Origin of the sequence: Pseudomonas flavocrustae, from assembly GCF_029872515.1 — a bacterium.
Classification (GTDB): domain Bacteria; phylum Pseudomonadota; class Gammaproteobacteria; order Pseudomonadales; family Pseudomonadaceae; genus Chryseomonas; species Chryseomonas aestiva.
In genome coordinates this window covers 16,668-32,400 of sequence record NZ_JAPDIQ010000010.1, presented here as the reverse complement: position 1 = coordinate 32,400, position 15,733 = coordinate 16,668, and the positions used below count along the sequence as shown (strand labels likewise).

General features: G+C 62.9%; 15 protein-coding genes and 1 pseudogene. 12 read left to right on the top strand and 4 right to left on the bottom strand.

The genetic code is table 11. The features are described 5' to 3' along the window. Positions 1 to 668 precede the first annotated feature (668 nt). The gene (locus OMP44_RS19960) at positions 669 to 1,352 is read left to right on the top strand and encodes a class I SAM-dependent methyltransferase (protein ID WP_208694012.1); all 684 of its coding nucleotides are present in this window, start codon (positions 669 to 671) and stop codon (positions 1,350 to 1,352) included. Positions 1,353 to 1,371: 19 nt separating this feature from the next. Here OMP44_RS19960 and OMP44_RS19955 read toward each other — a convergent pair whose 3' ends face one another. Continuing rightward, positions 1,372 to 2,352, bottom strand: a complete 981-nt coding sequence (locus OMP44_RS19955) for a DUF6515 family protein (protein WP_280310705.1) — start codon at positions 2,350 to 2,352, stop codon at positions 1,372 to 1,374. A 291-nt stretch (positions 2,353 to 2,643) separates the two neighbouring features. On the opposite strand from OMP44_RS19955, the gene proP reads away from it, so the two are divergent. Further along, positions 2,644 to 4,095 (top strand): glycine betaine/L-proline transporter ProP, encoded by a 1,452-nt coding sequence (proP, locus tag OMP44_RS19950; RefSeq protein WP_280310703.1) that lies wholly within the window; start codon positions 2,644 to 2,646, stop codon positions 4,093 to 4,095. Between the two features lie 478 nt (positions 4,096 to 4,573). Continuing rightward, positions 4,574 to 5,053 (top strand): Lrp/AsnC family transcriptional regulator, encoded by a 480-nt coding sequence (locus tag OMP44_RS19945; RefSeq protein ID WP_064309082.1) that lies wholly within the window; start codon positions 4,574 to 4,576, stop codon positions 5,051 to 5,053. On the opposite strand, the gene OMP44_RS19940 is transcribed toward OMP44_RS19945, so the two are convergent. Further along, positions 5,027 to 5,878 carry a Brp/Blh family beta-carotene 15,15'-dioxygenase gene (locus tag OMP44_RS19940; protein ID WP_280310700.1) on the bottom strand — a complete coding sequence of 284 codons (852 nt, stop codon included), beginning with the start codon at positions 5,876 to 5,878 and terminating at the stop codon, positions 5,027 to 5,029. The genes OMP44_RS19945 and OMP44_RS19940 overlap by 27 nt on opposite strands. Positions 5,879 to 5,880: 2 nt before the next feature. Continuing rightward, positions 5,881 to 6,573 carry a bacteriorhodopsin gene (locus OMP44_RS19935; RefSeq protein WP_280310698.1) on the bottom strand — a complete coding sequence of 231 codons (693 nt, stop codon included), beginning with the start codon at positions 6,571 to 6,573 and terminating at the stop codon, positions 5,881 to 5,883. A 215-nt stretch (positions 6,574 to 6,788) separates the two neighbouring features. Here OMP44_RS19935 and OMP44_RS19930 point away from each other — a divergent pair, with 215 nt between their 5' ends. From OMP44_RS19930 to OMP44_RS19915, 4 genes and pseudogenes are all read left to right on the top strand, one after another. Next, positions 6,789 to 7,181 (top strand): globin domain-containing protein, encoded by a 393-nt coding sequence (locus OMP44_RS19930; RefSeq protein WP_280310697.1) that lies wholly within the window; start codon positions 6,789 to 6,791, stop codon positions 7,179 to 7,181. Between the two features lie 455 nt (positions 7,182 to 7,636). Beyond that, positions 7,637 to 7,822: pseudogene (locus tag OMP44_RS19925) on the top strand (nuclease-related domain-containing protein); the annotation flags it as partial. Between the two features lie 72 nt (positions 7,823 to 7,894). Beyond that, positions 7,895 to 9,385 carry a DEAD/DEAH box helicase gene (locus tag OMP44_RS19920; RefSeq protein WP_348529687.1) on the top strand — a complete coding sequence of 497 codons (1,491 nt, stop codon included), beginning with the start codon at positions 7,895 to 7,897 and terminating at the stop codon, positions 9,383 to 9,385. Then, complete coding sequence (locus OMP44_RS19915) at positions 9,366 to 11,048, top strand: ATP-dependent nuclease (RefSeq protein WP_280310695.1); 1,683 nt, start codon at positions 9,366 to 9,368, stop codon at positions 11,046 to 11,048. The genes OMP44_RS19920 and OMP44_RS19915 overlap by 20 nt, the downstream gene beginning before the upstream one ends. A 21-nt stretch (positions 11,049 to 11,069) precedes the next feature. Here the strand turns inward: OMP44_RS19915 and OMP44_RS19910 are convergent, their stop codons facing one another. Beyond that, positions 11,070 to 11,966 carry a LysR substrate-binding domain-containing protein gene (locus OMP44_RS19910; RefSeq protein WP_280310693.1) on the bottom strand — a complete coding sequence of 299 codons (897 nt, stop codon included), beginning with the start codon at positions 11,964 to 11,966 and terminating at the stop codon, positions 11,070 to 11,072. 107 nt (positions 11,967 to 12,073) lie between these two features. Here OMP44_RS19910 and OMP44_RS19905 point away from each other — a divergent pair, with 107 nt between their 5' ends. The 5 genes from OMP44_RS19905 (at position 12,074) to OMP44_RS19885 (ending at position 15,723) form a co-directional block, all read left to right on the top strand. Further along, the gene (locus OMP44_RS19905; RefSeq protein ID WP_431312665.1) at positions 12,074 to 13,351 is read left to right on the top strand and encodes an MFS transporter; all 1,278 of its coding nucleotides are present in this window, start codon (positions 12,074 to 12,076) and stop codon (positions 13,349 to 13,351) included. A 367-nt stretch (positions 13,352 to 13,718) separates the two neighbouring features. Beyond that, complete coding sequence (locus OMP44_RS19900; protein WP_280310691.1) at positions 13,719 to 14,438, top strand: beta-ketoacyl synthase chain length factor; 720 nt, start codon at positions 13,719 to 13,721, stop codon at positions 14,436 to 14,438. After that, positions 14,438 to 15,205, top strand: coding sequence for a lysophospholipid acyltransferase family protein (locus OMP44_RS19895; RefSeq protein WP_280310689.1), 768 nt, complete (start codon positions 14,438 to 14,440; stop codon positions 15,203 to 15,205). The genes OMP44_RS19900 and OMP44_RS19895 overlap by 1 nt, the downstream gene beginning before the upstream one ends. After that, on the top strand, positions 15,198 to 15,458 hold the full coding sequence (locus OMP44_RS19890; protein WP_017642722.1) for a phosphopantetheine-binding protein: 261 nt from the start codon (positions 15,198 to 15,200) through the stop codon (positions 15,456 to 15,458). Before OMP44_RS19895 ends, OMP44_RS19890 begins: the two co-directional genes overlap by 8 nt. A gap of 10 nt (positions 15,459 to 15,468) precedes the next feature. Next, positions 15,469 to 15,723, top strand: coding sequence for an acyl carrier protein (locus tag OMP44_RS19885; RefSeq protein WP_278438662.1), 255 nt, complete (start codon positions 15,469 to 15,471; stop codon positions 15,721 to 15,723). Positions 15,724 to 15,733: the final 10 nt, after the last annotated feature.

Here is a 15,733-nt window from a genome sequence, read left to right as displayed (position 1 = left end):
TTCGGCCATCCTGGCGGGATGACCGGACAAGACTAGGACAAGCGAAACGGCAGTCAGTAGCCAGGCTGCATTACCTTGCAAAATGCAAATAAAGCCAGCTATCAATGTGCCACCTAAGCATTCGAATCTGCTCCGAATGCCTTGCGCCCGAGGTCTATCAGCCAGCGCCCAGAAAAGCCAAGGCGCTTTCGCGAAAGCAACCAAGGTGCTTCTGATCATCGCGTCTCTGTAGCTACCCCACACTCGGTTCCCAGCTGTCCCTGCGTTCTGCCTCCCCTTTCCCGGCCAAAGGATTGCAAATCAGCGCTCTTCCTGGTTATCCGCTCCATTAATTGAACGAACAAACAATAAAATAATATTTAAATTGAAAGAACGAACAATCAAAAAAAATTAAAACTACCAACTTCTCATCCAGGCGAGATAACACCAGCCATAACTAGCCAAACCCCGTTAGATTGTTCTAAAACGGTAAAAATCCTATCTGGAGCAGCCGCTACGCCTGGCTTGCAGGCCCTGGACAGCCAAGCGCCAGGCCATCTTTCAATCCGCATGACGAAATAGCGCAACGCCTGTAGCCACCCATAGATCGCACTTATCACCCTCAAACGACGCGCCGAATTCGCTTCGTAACACCGCTGCTTTCATCTACCGACAATGACAAGGCCGCTATGCACGACTCGAAGAAAATCGATTACTCGCTGAATACTGCCGACACCTCAGCTCCACACTCCGCGCTGGACAATGCCGCCATCATTTCCGCGTACCGGCGCTGGGCCAATGTCTATGACCGGGTGTTCGGCGGCGTTTCCGCCCCCGGCCGCAAGCGCGCGGTGGCGGCGGTCAACGCCCTGGCGGGTACCCGGGTACTGGAAGTGGGGGTAGGGACGGGGCTGGCCCTGCCCCACTACAGCGCCGACAAGCGCGTCACCGGCATCGATCTCTCGCCCGACATGCTGGCCAAGGCCCGGGAGCGGGTCAGCCGCGACGCCATCACCACGGTGGACGCCCTGCTCGAAGCCAATGCCGAGGACACCGGGCTGCCCACCGGCTCCTTCGATATCGCCGTGGCCATGTTCGTGGCCTCCGTGGTGCCCAATCCGCGCAAGCTGATGCAGGAGATGCGGCGGGTGGTGAAGCCGGGCGGTCACCTCCTGCTGGTCAATCACTTCCAGGCCGAGAGCGGCCTGCGGCTGCTGGCGGAAAAAGCCCTGGCGCCGGCCTCGCGCAAGCTTGGCTGGCACCCGGACTTCGCCATGGACTCCATCCTCTCCCGCGAAGACCTGCGCCGCGCCAGTCGCAGCAGCGTGCCGCCCTTCGGACTGTTCACCCTGGTGCAACTGACCAACGACTGAGCACTACTCCAGGCGACGGCTACTCTACGCGATAACCACGCCCCGCCAGACAGGCCGCCAAGGCCTGGCGGAAGCGCTGGGCAAGATAGGGATCGGCGACCGCGCCGGGGCGTTCGGGATCGAAGCCCGACTCTCCGGCGGCGTAGCGCCGACAGTCGTAGCGATCCGTGGCGTAGCGCTGCGGCGACTGCCCCTGCAAGGGATAGGCGGTGACGTCATAGGCGTCGTAACCCGTTCCTGCCGGCGCTGCCGTCGTGGTCGGCACGGCCGCCACGTTGGGATCGGCGACGGTGACGAAGCCGCCACCCGGATCGGTGCGGTAGTAGCTGCCCGCAGCGAAATAGTAGGTGGTGCCGCCCATCCACAGGGTCTCGGCGAAGGCCGGCAGGACGCTGACGCGCACCCCGGTCGGCGGCAGGGTCACCACATAGCGCGGCCCCTGGGGTCGATACCAGTAGCCATCGGCATAGTAATACTGGCTGTCCCGGTACCAGACGCGGGTGAAGCCGGCCGGCACGCCCGGCACCTCGAAACCCGGTCGCCACTGGGGATTGGCGCCCCAGCCCGGACGCTGGCCGGCCCAGTGCGGATCCCGCTCCGGACGCGGTGGCGGGGGCGGCGGATAGTTCCGACCCGGCTGGTCGGGCGCCGGCATCATGTAGCCGGGACGCGGCACGGGGACGGGTCGATCCTGCCAGGCCGGCTGATAGCCCGGCCGCGGTGGTGGGGGGTCGTTGCGCTCCCAGCGCTCCAGGGCCGGACCATTGCCGCGCCCGGGACCGTCGCCCCGCCCGGGCGGGCTGCCATTCCAGTCACCCTGACCGCCGCCCTGCCAGCGTCCGGCATTGCCTGGGAGCATGACCGGTGGCGGCTGGGCGCCCGCCGGGGGCGTGACATAGCCGCCGCCGAGGCGATAGTTGTTATCGGCCCAGGCGGGCCCGGCGCTCCACAGGGAAACGCCGGAAAGGACAAGCGCACACAGCACGGCAGGCGATTTCATCGCACGGCTCCACGAGGGGATGACCCAGAGTACCCCAAGGCTTGGACCCTGCCCCAGCCTGGCTGTTAGCCCCGCGCCGATCTGCCATCGAACGGCCATTGCAGGTGCCGAGAGCACGCCGAGAAACCCGGAGCCCGCAAGGACGGAGCGAACGTCCGCGCCTGCAATCATCTCGGGCTTCGGGCATTCCCGGGGTCGATCCCTGGGGGTAGCGGGGAAGTTTCTGCCCCTCTGTCATCGCACTTCTAGCGGTCCGCTCGGGTCTATGGCCCCACGCAAGGAGGAAAACACATGTCGAAACACCATCATCACGTTGGCTGGTTCAAACGCCGCCATGAGGTAAAGCCGGACGACCTCACCATCGTCGACAATTCCCTGGTCAAGCGCGCCGTCGGTGCCGCCGCCCTTGGCAATGCCATGGAGTGGTTCGATTTCGGCGTCTATGGCTACCTGGCCGTAACCCTCGGCAAGGTCTTCTTTCCCGACGGCGATGCCGCGGCCCAGTTGATCGCCACTTTCGCCACCTTTACCGTGGCCTTCCTGGTTCGCCCCATCGGCGGCATGGTCTTTGGCCCCCTGGGTGACAAGTACGGTCGCCAGAAGGTGCTGGCCCTGACCATGATCATGATGGCCCTGGGCACCTTCAGCATCGGCCTCATCCCCAGCTATCAGAGCATCGGCATCTGGGCGCCCGCCCTGCTGCTGCTGGCGCGGGTGGTGCAGGGCTTCTCCACCGGGGGGGAATACGGCGGCGCGGCCACCTTCATCGCCGAATACGCCACCGACAAGACCCGCGGACGCATGGGCAGCTGGCTGGAGTTCGGCACCCTCGCCGGCTACATCGCCGGCGCGGGAACGGTGACGGCGCTCACGGCGGCCCTGACGCAGGAGCAGCTGCTCGACTGGGGCTGGCGCGTGCCCTTCTTCATCGCAGGCCCGCTCGGCCTGCTCGGCCTCTACATGCGTCTCAAGCTGGAAGAGACCCCGGCATTCAAGGCTCATACCGAGGCCAACGAGGGCAAGGCGGCGGAGAGCCCGGCGCACAGCCTGCGCGAGCTGTTCACCCTGCATCGCGTCGCCCTGCTCAAGTGCATCGGCCTGGTGCTGGTGTTCAACGTCACCGACTACATGCTGCTGACCTACATGCCCAGCTACCTGGCCGTGACCATGGGCTATGCAGAGACCAAGGGCCTGCTGCTGATCCTCATCGTCATGGTGGTGATGATGCCGCTCAACATCCTCGGTGGCTTCTTCAGCGACCGCCTGGGCCGCAAGCCGATGATCATCGGTGCCTGCTTGGCGATCCTGGTGCTGGCGATTCCCTGCCTCAAGCTGATCGGCAGCGGCCACGACTGGCTGATCTTCCTCGGCCTGATGCTCCTGGGCATGGCCCTGGCCTGCTTCACCAGCACCATGCCGTCCACCCTTCCGGCGCTGTTCTACACCCCGATCCGCTACAGCGCCCTGTCCATCGCCTTCAACATCTCGGTGTCGCTGTTTGGCGGGACCACCCCGCTGGTCACCGCCTGGCTGGTGGAAAAGACCGGCGACCCCCTGGTGCCGGCCTACTACATGATGGCCGCGGCGGTGATCGGCATCCTGACCATGCTCACCGTGCGCGAAACCGCCGGCCAGCCCCTGCGCGGCTCGCCGCCCTCGGTGGCCAGCGAAGAGGAGGCCAAGGAATTCCTCGCCAGCGACGCGCCCCTGACCGTGGACAAGCAACCGCCCGGGCAGGCGTAAGCCCCAATCGCGGCCATGGCGGTCCGCTCCTATAGGCATGCACTGTTGTAGGAGCGGCCCATGGCCGCGATGCTCTTCCCACCCAACCTCCCCCAAATGCCCCTCTCCCCCTGGGAGAGGGCCGGGGTGAGGGTAAGCCAAACGCCAAAAACTTCCGCCCAAAAGAAAAGGGGAGACCTTGCGGCCTCCCCTTGAATTCGTTGTCCTCTCGCACCGCTCGTGACGGTGGCTGCGATCGACCAGGAATGGTGACCTGGGCGGGCCCGGGCGTCGCGGACGGGATACCGTCGTTGACGATGCGAAAGGCCCTCCTAGGGCGCCTTCGTTGGACAGCTCTACCGGGCTATCGAAGTTGAGTTCAGCTTACGCCCCTGCTGCCGGCAGCGGGTTGCGTTGTGCAGCTTCTTTCCTGCCTCTTGCGCAATCCATGGCCACAAACCTAGGATTGAACGCAATCGGCTAGCGCAAGGCACACAAAATGGACAAACTCGATCGCTTCGATCTGAAAATCTTGGCAGAACTGCAGCGCGATGCGCGTCTCTCCAACCAGGAATTGGCCGAACGCATTGGCCTGTCGCCCTCACCCTGCTCACGCCGGGTCAAGCAACTGGAAGACAGCGGCTACATCACCCGCCAGGTCGCCCTGCTGGATCGCAAGAAACTTGGCCTGTCGCTGACCGCCTTCGTGCTGATCGGCATGGACAGGCACACCCCCGAGCGCTTCGAGAACTTCCAGGCGATCATCGCCCAGTGCCCCGAGGTGCTGGAGTGCTGCCTGGTCACCGGCATGGATGCGGACTATCAGCTCAAGGTCGTCGTACCCGACATGGAGCACTACCAGCAGCTGCTGCTGGGCACCCTGACGCGCATCGAGGGCGTCTCCAGCGTGCGGTCGAGCTTTGTGCTCAACCAGATCCTGGCCAGTACCGAGCTACCGCTCAATCACCTGCGGCCCTGAGCGCGGCGCGGCTTCGACGCCGGCTTCGAGAAAACGCGGCAACACCAGCATGTGCGGCACGGCGAAGGCAGCCAGCACGGCGAACAGCGCGCGGATGCCGGTGCGCTCCTGCAGCAGGGACACCAGGCCACCGGCCAGGGTAAACAGCGCAGCGCCCAGCAGGATCGGCCACGTCAGACGCAGATAGGCCTTGAAGGTGGCCGCCCCCAACAAACGTTGGCGCACCCCGGTCTGGGGCGCGGCGTGCAGCAGGTAGAAGCCCAGGGCGAACCCCACCAGCGGCGGCGCCAGCACCACGGCCAGCAGCGTCACCGCCAACCTGGGGCACCGCTGCTGCCAGGCGGCCAGCAACAGCACCGGCAGCGCCAGCAGCCCACCCAGGGCGAGCACGCGGGCCAGCCAGTCCGCGAGGGCCAGAGAGGCAGCCGGCCCCATGGCCAAAGCCAGCAACCGGGCGACGGCGGCTTCGTGCACCACCGCCGGACCGCCAATGATGAACAGCCCCAGGGCCAGCGAGGTCAGCCGATTGGGAAACAGCTCGTCTTCATGGGCGAAATGCCAGGCCGAGAGCAGCAGGAACAGCAGCAGCGCTGCCGTGCCCGCCAGTTGCCAGCAGAGCAGGCAGGCCAGGGCTGTCGCCAGATAGCAGCCGAGAAAGGCGAGGCGCCGCCCGGGTGCGACCAGGCGCAGATCGCTGGCCCCATGCAGCAGGCCCAGACCCAGGCCTACCGCCAGGGCATAGGCCAGTTGCCCGGCCCCGCTCGCCAGACTGGCGAGCCCGGCGGTCAGCACCAGCGCCAGCCAGCCGCGCCCGCTCACGCTCATCCCTAGACGCCAGGCCGCGCCAGGGCCGCCTTGAGATTGCGCTCCGAGGTGAAGGCATAAACCACCTTGGCCAGCACATCGAGGATCAGGAAGACCCAGACCGTGGCGGCGTCGCTCACCGCCCAGATCCCCTCGGGACCCACGGCGAAGACCACCGGATAGATCAGCCAGAGCACACTGAGAAAGCCGACATTCTTGCGATAGGCCGCGCCGATCGCAGCGTGCTGCCCAGCCAGGGCCGCCAGCGGTTTCCACAGCAGATAGAGCACCCCGACGAAGGCCGCGCAGGACCAGGCGAAGAACACCCACTTGAGGGTGCCGTAGGGCGCCAGGGAGGCGACCAGGCCGGTGACGATCATCACCACGTCCAGGGTGACGATGGAGGCCACGAAGCCGGCCTGGCCTTCCTGCTCGCGTGCGCCCAGATAGGCTGAACTGACCACCCCGGCCAGCAGCAGCGGCGTGGTGAAGGTCCAGTCCAGGTAGCGAGCCAGATAGGTGATGCTCCCATCGGGCTTGATCAGATTACCGACTCCCAGGTACATGGAAAGATAGGCCGTAGCAGCGATGAAGGGCACTGCGGCATGGACCAGGGTATGGCCGCGCAACGGTCCGCGGTGCGCACCCTTGGCATAGATGGCCAGGGAAGCCAGCGACATGATGACGAAGCCGATTAGCAGGGGAGTCTGACTCATGGGGTTCTCCAGGGGACGTTAGTCGCGCCGCGACGAACCAGACCCTCTGGAGTAGGGGTTTCTCGGCTACCGCTGCGCCTAGGGTAGAGAAGCGGCCCTGTGAATTGGTTCAAAATGTTTCAGGGCGGCAAACTGGCTGTCACCTGATCCGGATCAACACGGCCTGCCCCGCGCCCAGGCAGGCTGCGCCGCTTCATGCCCGCCCAGGAATCCGCATGCTGCCGGCCCAGAACGTGATGCTGAGCTATGGACGCTGCTGCGCCAGCCCCGCCTTCTTCGATGATTTCTACCAGCGCTTCCTGGCCAGCTCGCCCCGGGTCCGGGAGAAATTCGCCCACACCGACATGGCCGCGCAGAAGCTGCTGCTGCGTCACGGCATCATGAATCTGGTACTCGTCGCCCGCGGCATGCCCACCACCAAGCTGCGTCAGCTTGGCGAAAGCCATTGCCGCGCACGGCTGAACATCGACCCCGAGCTCTACGACCTCTGGGTCGACTGTCTGCTCGCCACCCTGACCCAACACGATCCTGACTTCTCTCCAGCGCTGCGCCAGGAATGGCATGGCGTGCTGGAGGCAGGGATCGCGGTGATGCGCAGTTATTACTGAGCCGGCCTGGGGCCTATTGGGCTTCGCCGCGCTCAGCCCAACACCCCACGGCACCGCACCGCACCGCACCGCACCCAAACGCCCCCTCTTCCTCCGGGAGAGGGCCGGGGTGAGGGCAAACCAAACCCCGAAGTACCGCTATCCCCCCCAAGACAGCCCAATACCGGCCACCTGCCAGCCACCATCGGTCGGCCAACTCGGCCAATCGCCCGGCAACACCCGTCTCGCGCTTTACCCGCCGCACCTGCCTGACTAACGTATGACGAAAGGATTTTTGTGCGCCAGGTCTCGCTTTACCGCGCCCTGCCGCCTCTCGGAATGGATGACCGATGGCCCGCTTTTTCCCCGCTCGCAGCCAATGCCAGTTCGATACCCCCGGTGAACGTCGCTTCGCCGAACGCCTGGAAAAACTGCTCGAAGACGACTACCTCTGCTAGAGCAACGTCCCGGTCGGCCCCAAGGCGCGCTATCCGGATTTCGTCGTACTGCATCCGCGTCGCGGCATCCTGGTGCTGGAGGTCAAGGACTGGAAGCTGGCCACCCTGGAATCCGTCACCCCGGGCAAGGTGCGGCTGCATACCCAGGACGGCCTCAAGACCGTCGCCAATCCCCTGCTGCAAGCCCGCTCCTACATCCTCGAAGTCGACCTGCTGCTGAAAAAGGACCCGTTGCTGCGCCAGAGCGCCGGCTCGCCCCATCCGGGCCAGCTGATCATGCCCTGGGGCTGGGGCGTGGTGCTCACCGGCATCACCCGGCGCCAGTTCGAGCAGACCGATCTCGCCGACGTCCTCGATCCGCAGCGCGTGCTCTTCCAGGACGAGATGACCGAGTCCGCCGACCCCGAAGCCTTCCAGCAACGCCTCTGGGACATGTTTCCCCACGTCTTTCCCTGCGCCCTGACCCTGCCGCAAATCGACCGGGTGCGCTATCACCTCTACCCCGAGGTGCGAGTCAACAGCCAGCCCGGCCAATTCGGCCTGTTCGACGCCGCCGAGGCGCCGCTGCCCAGCCTGATCAAGGTCATGGACCTGCAACAGGAACAGCTGGCCCGCTCGCTAGGCGACGGCCACCGCGTCATCCACGGCGCCGCCGGCAGCGGCAAGACCATGATCCTCGGCTATCGATGCGCCCACCTGGCCCAGGTCTCGGTCAAACCCATCCTGGTGCTCTGCTACAACAAGTCCCTGGCCGGGCGACTGCGCCAGGTGATCGAGCAGAAGGGCCTGGGCGAACGGGTGGTGGTGCAGAACTTCCACGCCTGGTGCGCCGAGATGCTCACCGCCTACCAGGTGGACAAGCCGGACCACCGCCTGCCGGTAGCGGCCAAGATGGAGCAGTACGTGCTGCGCACCATCGAGGGCGTCGACCGCGGCCAGATCCCCCGCGGCCAGTACAGCGCCGTGCTGATCGACGAAGGCCACGACTTCGCCCCCGAGTGGTTCCAGCTGGTGGTGCAGATGGTCGACCCCAGCACCCAGTCCCTGCTGGTGCTCTATGACGACGCCCAGGCCATCTACCGCGGCAAGGGCGGCAAGAAGGCGCTGGACTTCAGCTTCGCCAGCGTCGGCATCCAAGCCCAGGGCCGCACCACCATCCTCAAGCTCAACTACCGCAACACGGTGGAGATCCTCGCCGTCGCCCGCGCCTTCGCTACCGAACTGCTGACCAGCCGTGACGCCAGCGAAGACGGCGTGCCCCTGATCGCCCCGGAAAGCGCCGGCCGCCGCGGCCCCTTCCCTGAACTCATCCAGTGCGGCAGCGACCGCGAGGAATGGGACCTGCTCATCGCCCGCATCCGCGACGAACAGGCAAACGGCCGCCAGCTCAGCGACATGGCCATCCTCTACCGCAGCACCAGCCAGGCCTACCAGACCGAATACGAACTCAAGAAGGCCGCCATCCCCTACCGCTCCGGCGCCAGCAACAAGGGCCGCGCCCAACTCTACGACGCCGAAGACAGCGTGAAGATCGTCAGCATGCACTCCAGCAAAGGGCTGGAGTTCGGCTTGGTACTGATTCCAGGACTAGGCGAAATGCCCAAGCAGGGCGAGCCGGAAGCGGACGAGGCGCGATTGCTGTATGTGGCGATGACGCGGGCGATTGATCGGTTGGTGATGAGTTATCAAACCTCTTCACCCTTTTCCCAAAAAATTAACTTAACCATCCAGAAACGCAAATACGATCATGAAAATATCCAAGCTTAGAATAAAAAACCTAAGAACCATAACATCCGAACAGGTAATCGACTTAAGTAATGGGCTTACGATCGTAGGACCTAACAACTCAGGAAAATCAAACACCCTTTTAGGCATATACTACTTCTTTACTGGCCCGGAAAATACCCATAAATACAATCACACAATAGACCTTCCATTCAATCAAGAAACAATACAAACCAGTCTAACATGCGCATTTGATTTTGATTTATCCAAAAACCTAGACAGAGAAATAGTAAATGCCGCAAGAAAAATGCAAGGCATGCTTCTTGATCACAAACAAGAGGGCATAACAAACACTTTCACAATAAATCTAGTTTTTAGAAAGTCCTCACCCGTATATCAGATATTCCCGGGAGTAAAACAAGACATCCGAAAAAGAACCGAATACCTATCATTACAAAAATTTGTAATCGACTCAATTCTGGATCACTTTAAATGCTACAGAATTCCATCTGAAAAATCCGTTGAAAAAATCTATAAAGAGTTTGTAACGCCACTAGTTAAAAAAGAAATTGCAAAAGCAATTCAGCCATATGATGCAATGATTAGAGAAAGCATCAATTCTCTTAGCATCAGCATGAATCAATCTCTGACAGAAGCAGGAATTACCGAAGCGGAAGTTACTCTAGACTATCCATCAGGCGCTTTAGAAAACCTGATATCTTCTTTAGAACTGCAAGTCGACGATGCGAACAAAAGCTCGATTTATTCAAAAGGAATGGGACTGCAGTCCACGATCCTTTTTTCGGCGCTTGAGTGGGTTACAAAGCAGCAACAGGACAATCACGTAGTGTGGCTCATAGAAGAACCTGAAACTTTTATGCATCCGGCATTGGCGCAGAAAGCCTGCATGATTCTTGAAAAACTCGGAGATGCCTCTACTCTTGTAAAGACGACCCACAGTTTGGGCTTTCTTCCTAACAACCCCTCACTAATAAGCGGCGTATTTTTTGATAGAAAAGAAAAAAGCACATCACTTAAAACCTACAAAACAATATCTCATGCAACATCTGACATTCGAAGCGCGCTAGGGGTACGATTTTCCGACTATTTCAACCTTTCGCAGATAAATATTTTTGTCGAAGGAGAAACCGATGTGGAGTATCTTCGATCCGCAATAAAATCATACGAAAATAAACACTCAAAGAAACTTGTAATTGGAAGCAATACAAACATAATTAGCTTTGGCGGCTGCAAAAATCTATCTGGCTTCCTCAGAGCAAACTACGAGTTCATCTCAAAAGAAGTGATTGCAATCTCGCTCTTTGACGGAGACGAGGCGGGAGATAGAGCAACACAAGATCTGAGGGGATTTTTCGGATCGAAGGGTGGCTTTTATCCCGACAGAGATTACACATCCATTCCTGGAGGAAAAGAAATAGAAGGCCTTTTCCCTGATGAGTGGATATGGGCTGCCCATAGGGATCATCAAAACTGGTTTGATCCGGAAGGATTCGATTATGACGCGGCCAAAAATATAAAGAAGGTAAAAATCTTCGATCAACACAAAAAAAACTTCATGAATTTAATGTTAGATTACATGAAAAATCCTTACGAAGAATCGCACCCAGCCCCCTTTGACATCGTTATCGAAGCAGTAAATGAAATTGCTGAAAGAGGCCTAAAACGACTATTAAACGAGCCATGATTGCTAACCGCAACAACTAAACTAATTAGAACATGATTGACTTACCAACAACCCCACAAACGCCTCCGCCTGCGGCGACACCTCCTCCCTACGTCTAAGCAACCACACCGCCGAAGTCGCTTCAGGATCATCCAGCTCCCGATACACCAGCCCCTCCATCTGGGTACGTTGGTAGGTGGCGGGCAGCACGGTGACGCCGAGGCCGGCGGCGACCAGGCCGAGGATGATGAGGACTTCGCTGGCCTCCTGGACGATGCGCGGGGTGAAGCCGGCGCGGGCGGCGAGGGTGTGGAGCTGTTGGTAGAGGCCGGTGCCGAAGCTGCGTGGGAAGTAGACGAAGGGTTCTTCGGCGAGCGCGGCCAGGGGCAGCGGCGTGCTGCCCTGCTGTGCCAGCGGGTGGTCATGTCTCAGGGCGACCACCAGGGGTTCGCGGAAAAGTTCGACCGCCACCAGGGCGTCGGGCAATTCGATGGGGCGGATCAGGCCGATCTGCAGGTTGCCGGCGAGCATGGCGTCGATCTGTTCGCGGCTGCTCATCTCCTGCAGTTGCAGGCGCACCTCCGGATAGGCGCGGCGATAGGCGAACAGCGTCTTGGGGATGGTGGCGACGAAGGGTGAAGAGGCGCTGAAGCCCACCTGCAGTTGCCCGGTCTCGCCACGGCCGGCGCGGCGGACCCGTTCGGCGGCGCGCTCGCTGGCCAGGAGGATCTGCCGGGCCTCGTCGAGAAACAGCCGGCCGGCCTCGGTGAGAGCGACGCGTCGGTTGGTGCGCTCCAGCAGACGCGTGCCCAGTTCGGTCTCCAGGGCCTGGATCTGCTGGCTGAGCGGTGGCTGGGAGATGTTCAGGCGCTCGGCCGCGCGACCGAAGTGCAGCTCTTCGGCCACCGCCACGAAGTACCTCAGGTGGCGCAATTCCACGTCGTCTCCATTGAGTCGTAAAACCTATCAATCGAGACGGACAATATATTGGATATATGGCAGCTGCCAGCCTAGGGTGATGGGGTCAGACTTGCCCTGAGGTACCCGTGAATACGTCCCGGTCGTCCGCAACGCCCCCTGCCCCGCCGCTGGAAACCCGCCCTGCCGCCAATGAGCCGCAGCACGCGCCGGACGCCTTCATCGAAAAGGGTACGCCGCAATTCCTGCGCACCGCCCTGGCGCTGTTCTGCGGCGGTTTCGCCACCTTCGCCCTGCTCTATTGCGTGCAGCCGCTGATGCCGATCTTTTCCCAGGCCTTTGGCCTCACCGCCGCGGCCAGCAGTCTGTCGCTGTCCCTGGCCACGGGCCTGATGGCCTGCGGCCTGCTGGTGACCGGACCGCTTTCCGATGCCATCGGGCGCAAGTCGGTGATGGTCTATGCGCTGTTCGCCGCGGGTGGCTTCACCCTGCTCAGCGCCCTGATGCCCACCTGGGACGGCATCCTGGTGACCCGTGCCCTGGTCGGGCTGTCGCTGGCCGGGGTGGCGGCGGTGGCCATGACCTACCTGGCCGAAGAGGTGCATCCCGAACACCTGGGCTATGCCATGGGCCTCTATATCAGTGGCAACGCCCTGGGCGGGATGTCCGGCCGGGTGATCAGCGGGGTGCTGGTGGATTTCGTCTCCTGGCGCATTGCCCTCGGCGCCCTGGGGGTGCTGGCCCTGGTGGCGGCGGTGCTGTTCAAGCGCAGCCTGCCAGCCTCGAAGCGCTTCCAGCCGCGGCCCCTGCGGCCACGCAGCCTGCTCGCCGGCTATGCCCTGCACTTTCGCGATGCCGGCCTGCCCTGGCTGTTCCTGGAAGCCTTCCTGCTGATGGGCGCCTTCGTCACCCTGTTCAACTACATCGCCTATCGCCTGCTGGCCGAGCCCTATCACCTGAGCCAGGCCTGGATCGGCGTCTTGTCGCTGGTCTATCTGGCGGGGATCTACAGTTCGGCCAAGTTCGGCAGTCTGGCCGACCGTTTCGGCCGGCGGCAGGTATTCGCTGGCGCCATCGTGCTCAAGCTGTGCGGTCTGCTGCTGACCCTGTTCACCCCGCTGTGGCTGGTGCTGCCGGGGATGCTGCTGTTCACCTTCGGCTTCTTCGGCGCCCATTCGGTGGCCAGCAGTTGGGTCGGGCGGCGGGCGCGCCAGGCGCGGGGCCAGGCCTCTTCGCTCTATCTGTTCAGTTACTACGCCGGTTCCAGCGTGGCCGGCACCCTGGGTGGCTTCTGCTGGCACCTGGGCGGCTGGACTGGTGTCGGTTTGTTCATCGGCGCCCTGCTGCTCGCGGCCCTGGCCGTGGCGGTCCGCCTGTCCAGGTTGCAGCCGCTGCCAGCGGCGTGACGCCAGGCCTCGACCGCTCCCTTGAGGTTGAAACGCCCGTGGAGCGGTCCCTGCAGCCATGATCGCGATAACCGTCAGCGACAGCTTCACCTTTACCTTCAGCGCTCTTCCCTAAATCGCCGTTTCCACTGCCGCTCGTCGCACGGAGCGGCGTTTCGTGCCCTGAAAAGGGGCCCTCTACCTCCCGCCACGCTAGCCTGTCCCTGGCTTGGCGGCGCGACTGTCACCTCTTCGCAAAGTTCAGACAAATGTTTGCCTAGGGTGGGAGCCGCTTGGATAATGCGCGCCGAACGCTGCAATACCCTGCTCATCAGGGATAGATGAAACGGCAAGCACGCAAGGCTCCGGGGTAGATTCGGCTGTGAACATGCACTTCCAGATTAGCGATTGGCGCGCCTGGGCGCCTGGTCTTGGCGACCAGGACGCCTGGCGGCAGTGGTGCGCCGCGCCCTGGCGCCCGGCGGACGACGGCAGCCAACCCGATGCCAGCTTCCTGCCGGCCATGCAGCGCCGCCGCCTGAGCCGGCTGGCGCGCATGACCTTCCAGGTGGCCTGGCCGCTGGCCGACGCCCATGGCGAGCCGCTGCCGCTGATCTTCGCCTCGCGTCATGGCGAGACCCCGCGCACCCTGGCCATCCTCCAGGAACTGGCTCGCGGCGAGCCGCTCTCCCCGACCCAGTTCAGCCTCTCGGTGCACAACGCCATCATCGGCCAATGGTCGATCCTGCGCGGCGACCACAGCGAGATGAATGCCCTGGCCACCGGCCGCGACGGTCTCGAACACGCCGTGCTGGAGGCCTGCACCCTGCTCGCCGAAGGCGCCAGCGGGGTGTTGGTGGTGATCGCCGAGGAAGCGCCGCCCACCCTCTATGCGCCCCAGATCGACGATGTTCCCTTTCCCTATGCCGTGAGCTTGCTGCTCACCCCTGGCAGCGACGTGGGCCTGAGCGGCGAACCGGCCCCGGCGGACGCCGGGATCAGCGCCTGGCCCCATGCCCTGGAACTGCTGCGCCTGCTGCAAGCACGCGGCGAGCGCCACCTCGCCTATGCCGGGCGCGCCTGGCATTGGCAGGCGGAGACCTGCTGATGACTGGCCGGCTGGACTACGGCTACCGGCTGCTGGCCACGGGGCTCAACTTCGTGGTGTTCGGCTGCGGCGCCCTGGTCTTCCGCCTGCTGATCCTGCCGGTGCTGCTGGTGCTGCCGGGCGATACCCTGCGCCGCCGCCAGCGCGCGCGGCGGGCCAATGCCCGGCTGTTCCGCTTCTTCGTCGCCTTCATGGTGCTGACCCGGGTGATGAATCTGCGCATCCAGGGCCGCGAGCGCCTGGGTCGTCCGGGCCAGCTGATCATCGCCAACCACCCCTCGCTGATCGACGTGGTGGTGCTCATCGGCCTGGTGCCCGACGCCAATTGCGTGGTCAAACAGGGCCTCTGGCAAAACCCCTATCTCAAGCGGCAGATCCAGGCCGCCGGCTACATCAGCAACAACGGCAGCGCCGAGATGCTCGACGACGCTGCCGACGCCCTGCGCGAAGGCCAGACGCTGATCATCTTTCCCGAGGGTACCCGCACCACTCCCGGCGAGCCGCCGCGCTTCCATCGTGGCGCCGCGGCCATCGCCCTGCGCGGCGCCCGCTGCATCACCCCGGTCATTATCCGCGTGGTGCCCAGCACCCTGACCAAGGCCACGCCCTGGTATCGCATTCCCGCGCGGCGCTTCGACTTCCAGCTGGAAGTGGGCGCCGACATCGACCCCACCACCTTCGCCGGGCGGCCGTTGCCGCTGGCGTCGCGTGAACTCAACGACCAGCTGCACCAGCTCTACCTGAAGGAAACCGGCAACCATGACTGATCTCAACCTTGAGCTCAAAAGCCTGATCATCGAGGCGCTCGGCCTCGAGGACGTCACCGTCGACGACATCGGCGACGACCAGATCCTGTTCGGCGACGGCCTGGGCCTGGATTCGGTGGACGCCCTGGAGCTGGGTCTGGCGATCCAGAAGCGCTACGGCATCCGCATCGACGCCGAAGCCAAGGACACCCGCACCCATTTCGCCAACGTCAACGCCCTTGCGGCCTTCGTCGCCGCCCAGCGCGCCGCCTGAGGAGATCGCCATGCAAAGCCGTGAAGCCATCTTCGAGACCCTGCGCAGCGCCTTGGTCGAACTCTTCGAACTGGAGCCCGAGCGGGTGACCCTGGACGCCAACCTCTACGAGGACCTGGAGATCGACAGCATCGACGCCGTCGACCTGATCGACCACCTGCGCCGTCAGACCGGGCACAAGATCGCCGCCGAGCAATTCCGCCAGGTGCGTACCGTGGGTGACGTGGTCGAGGCCGTCCATCGCATCAGCCAGGCGGACGCCTGATCCGCCGCTT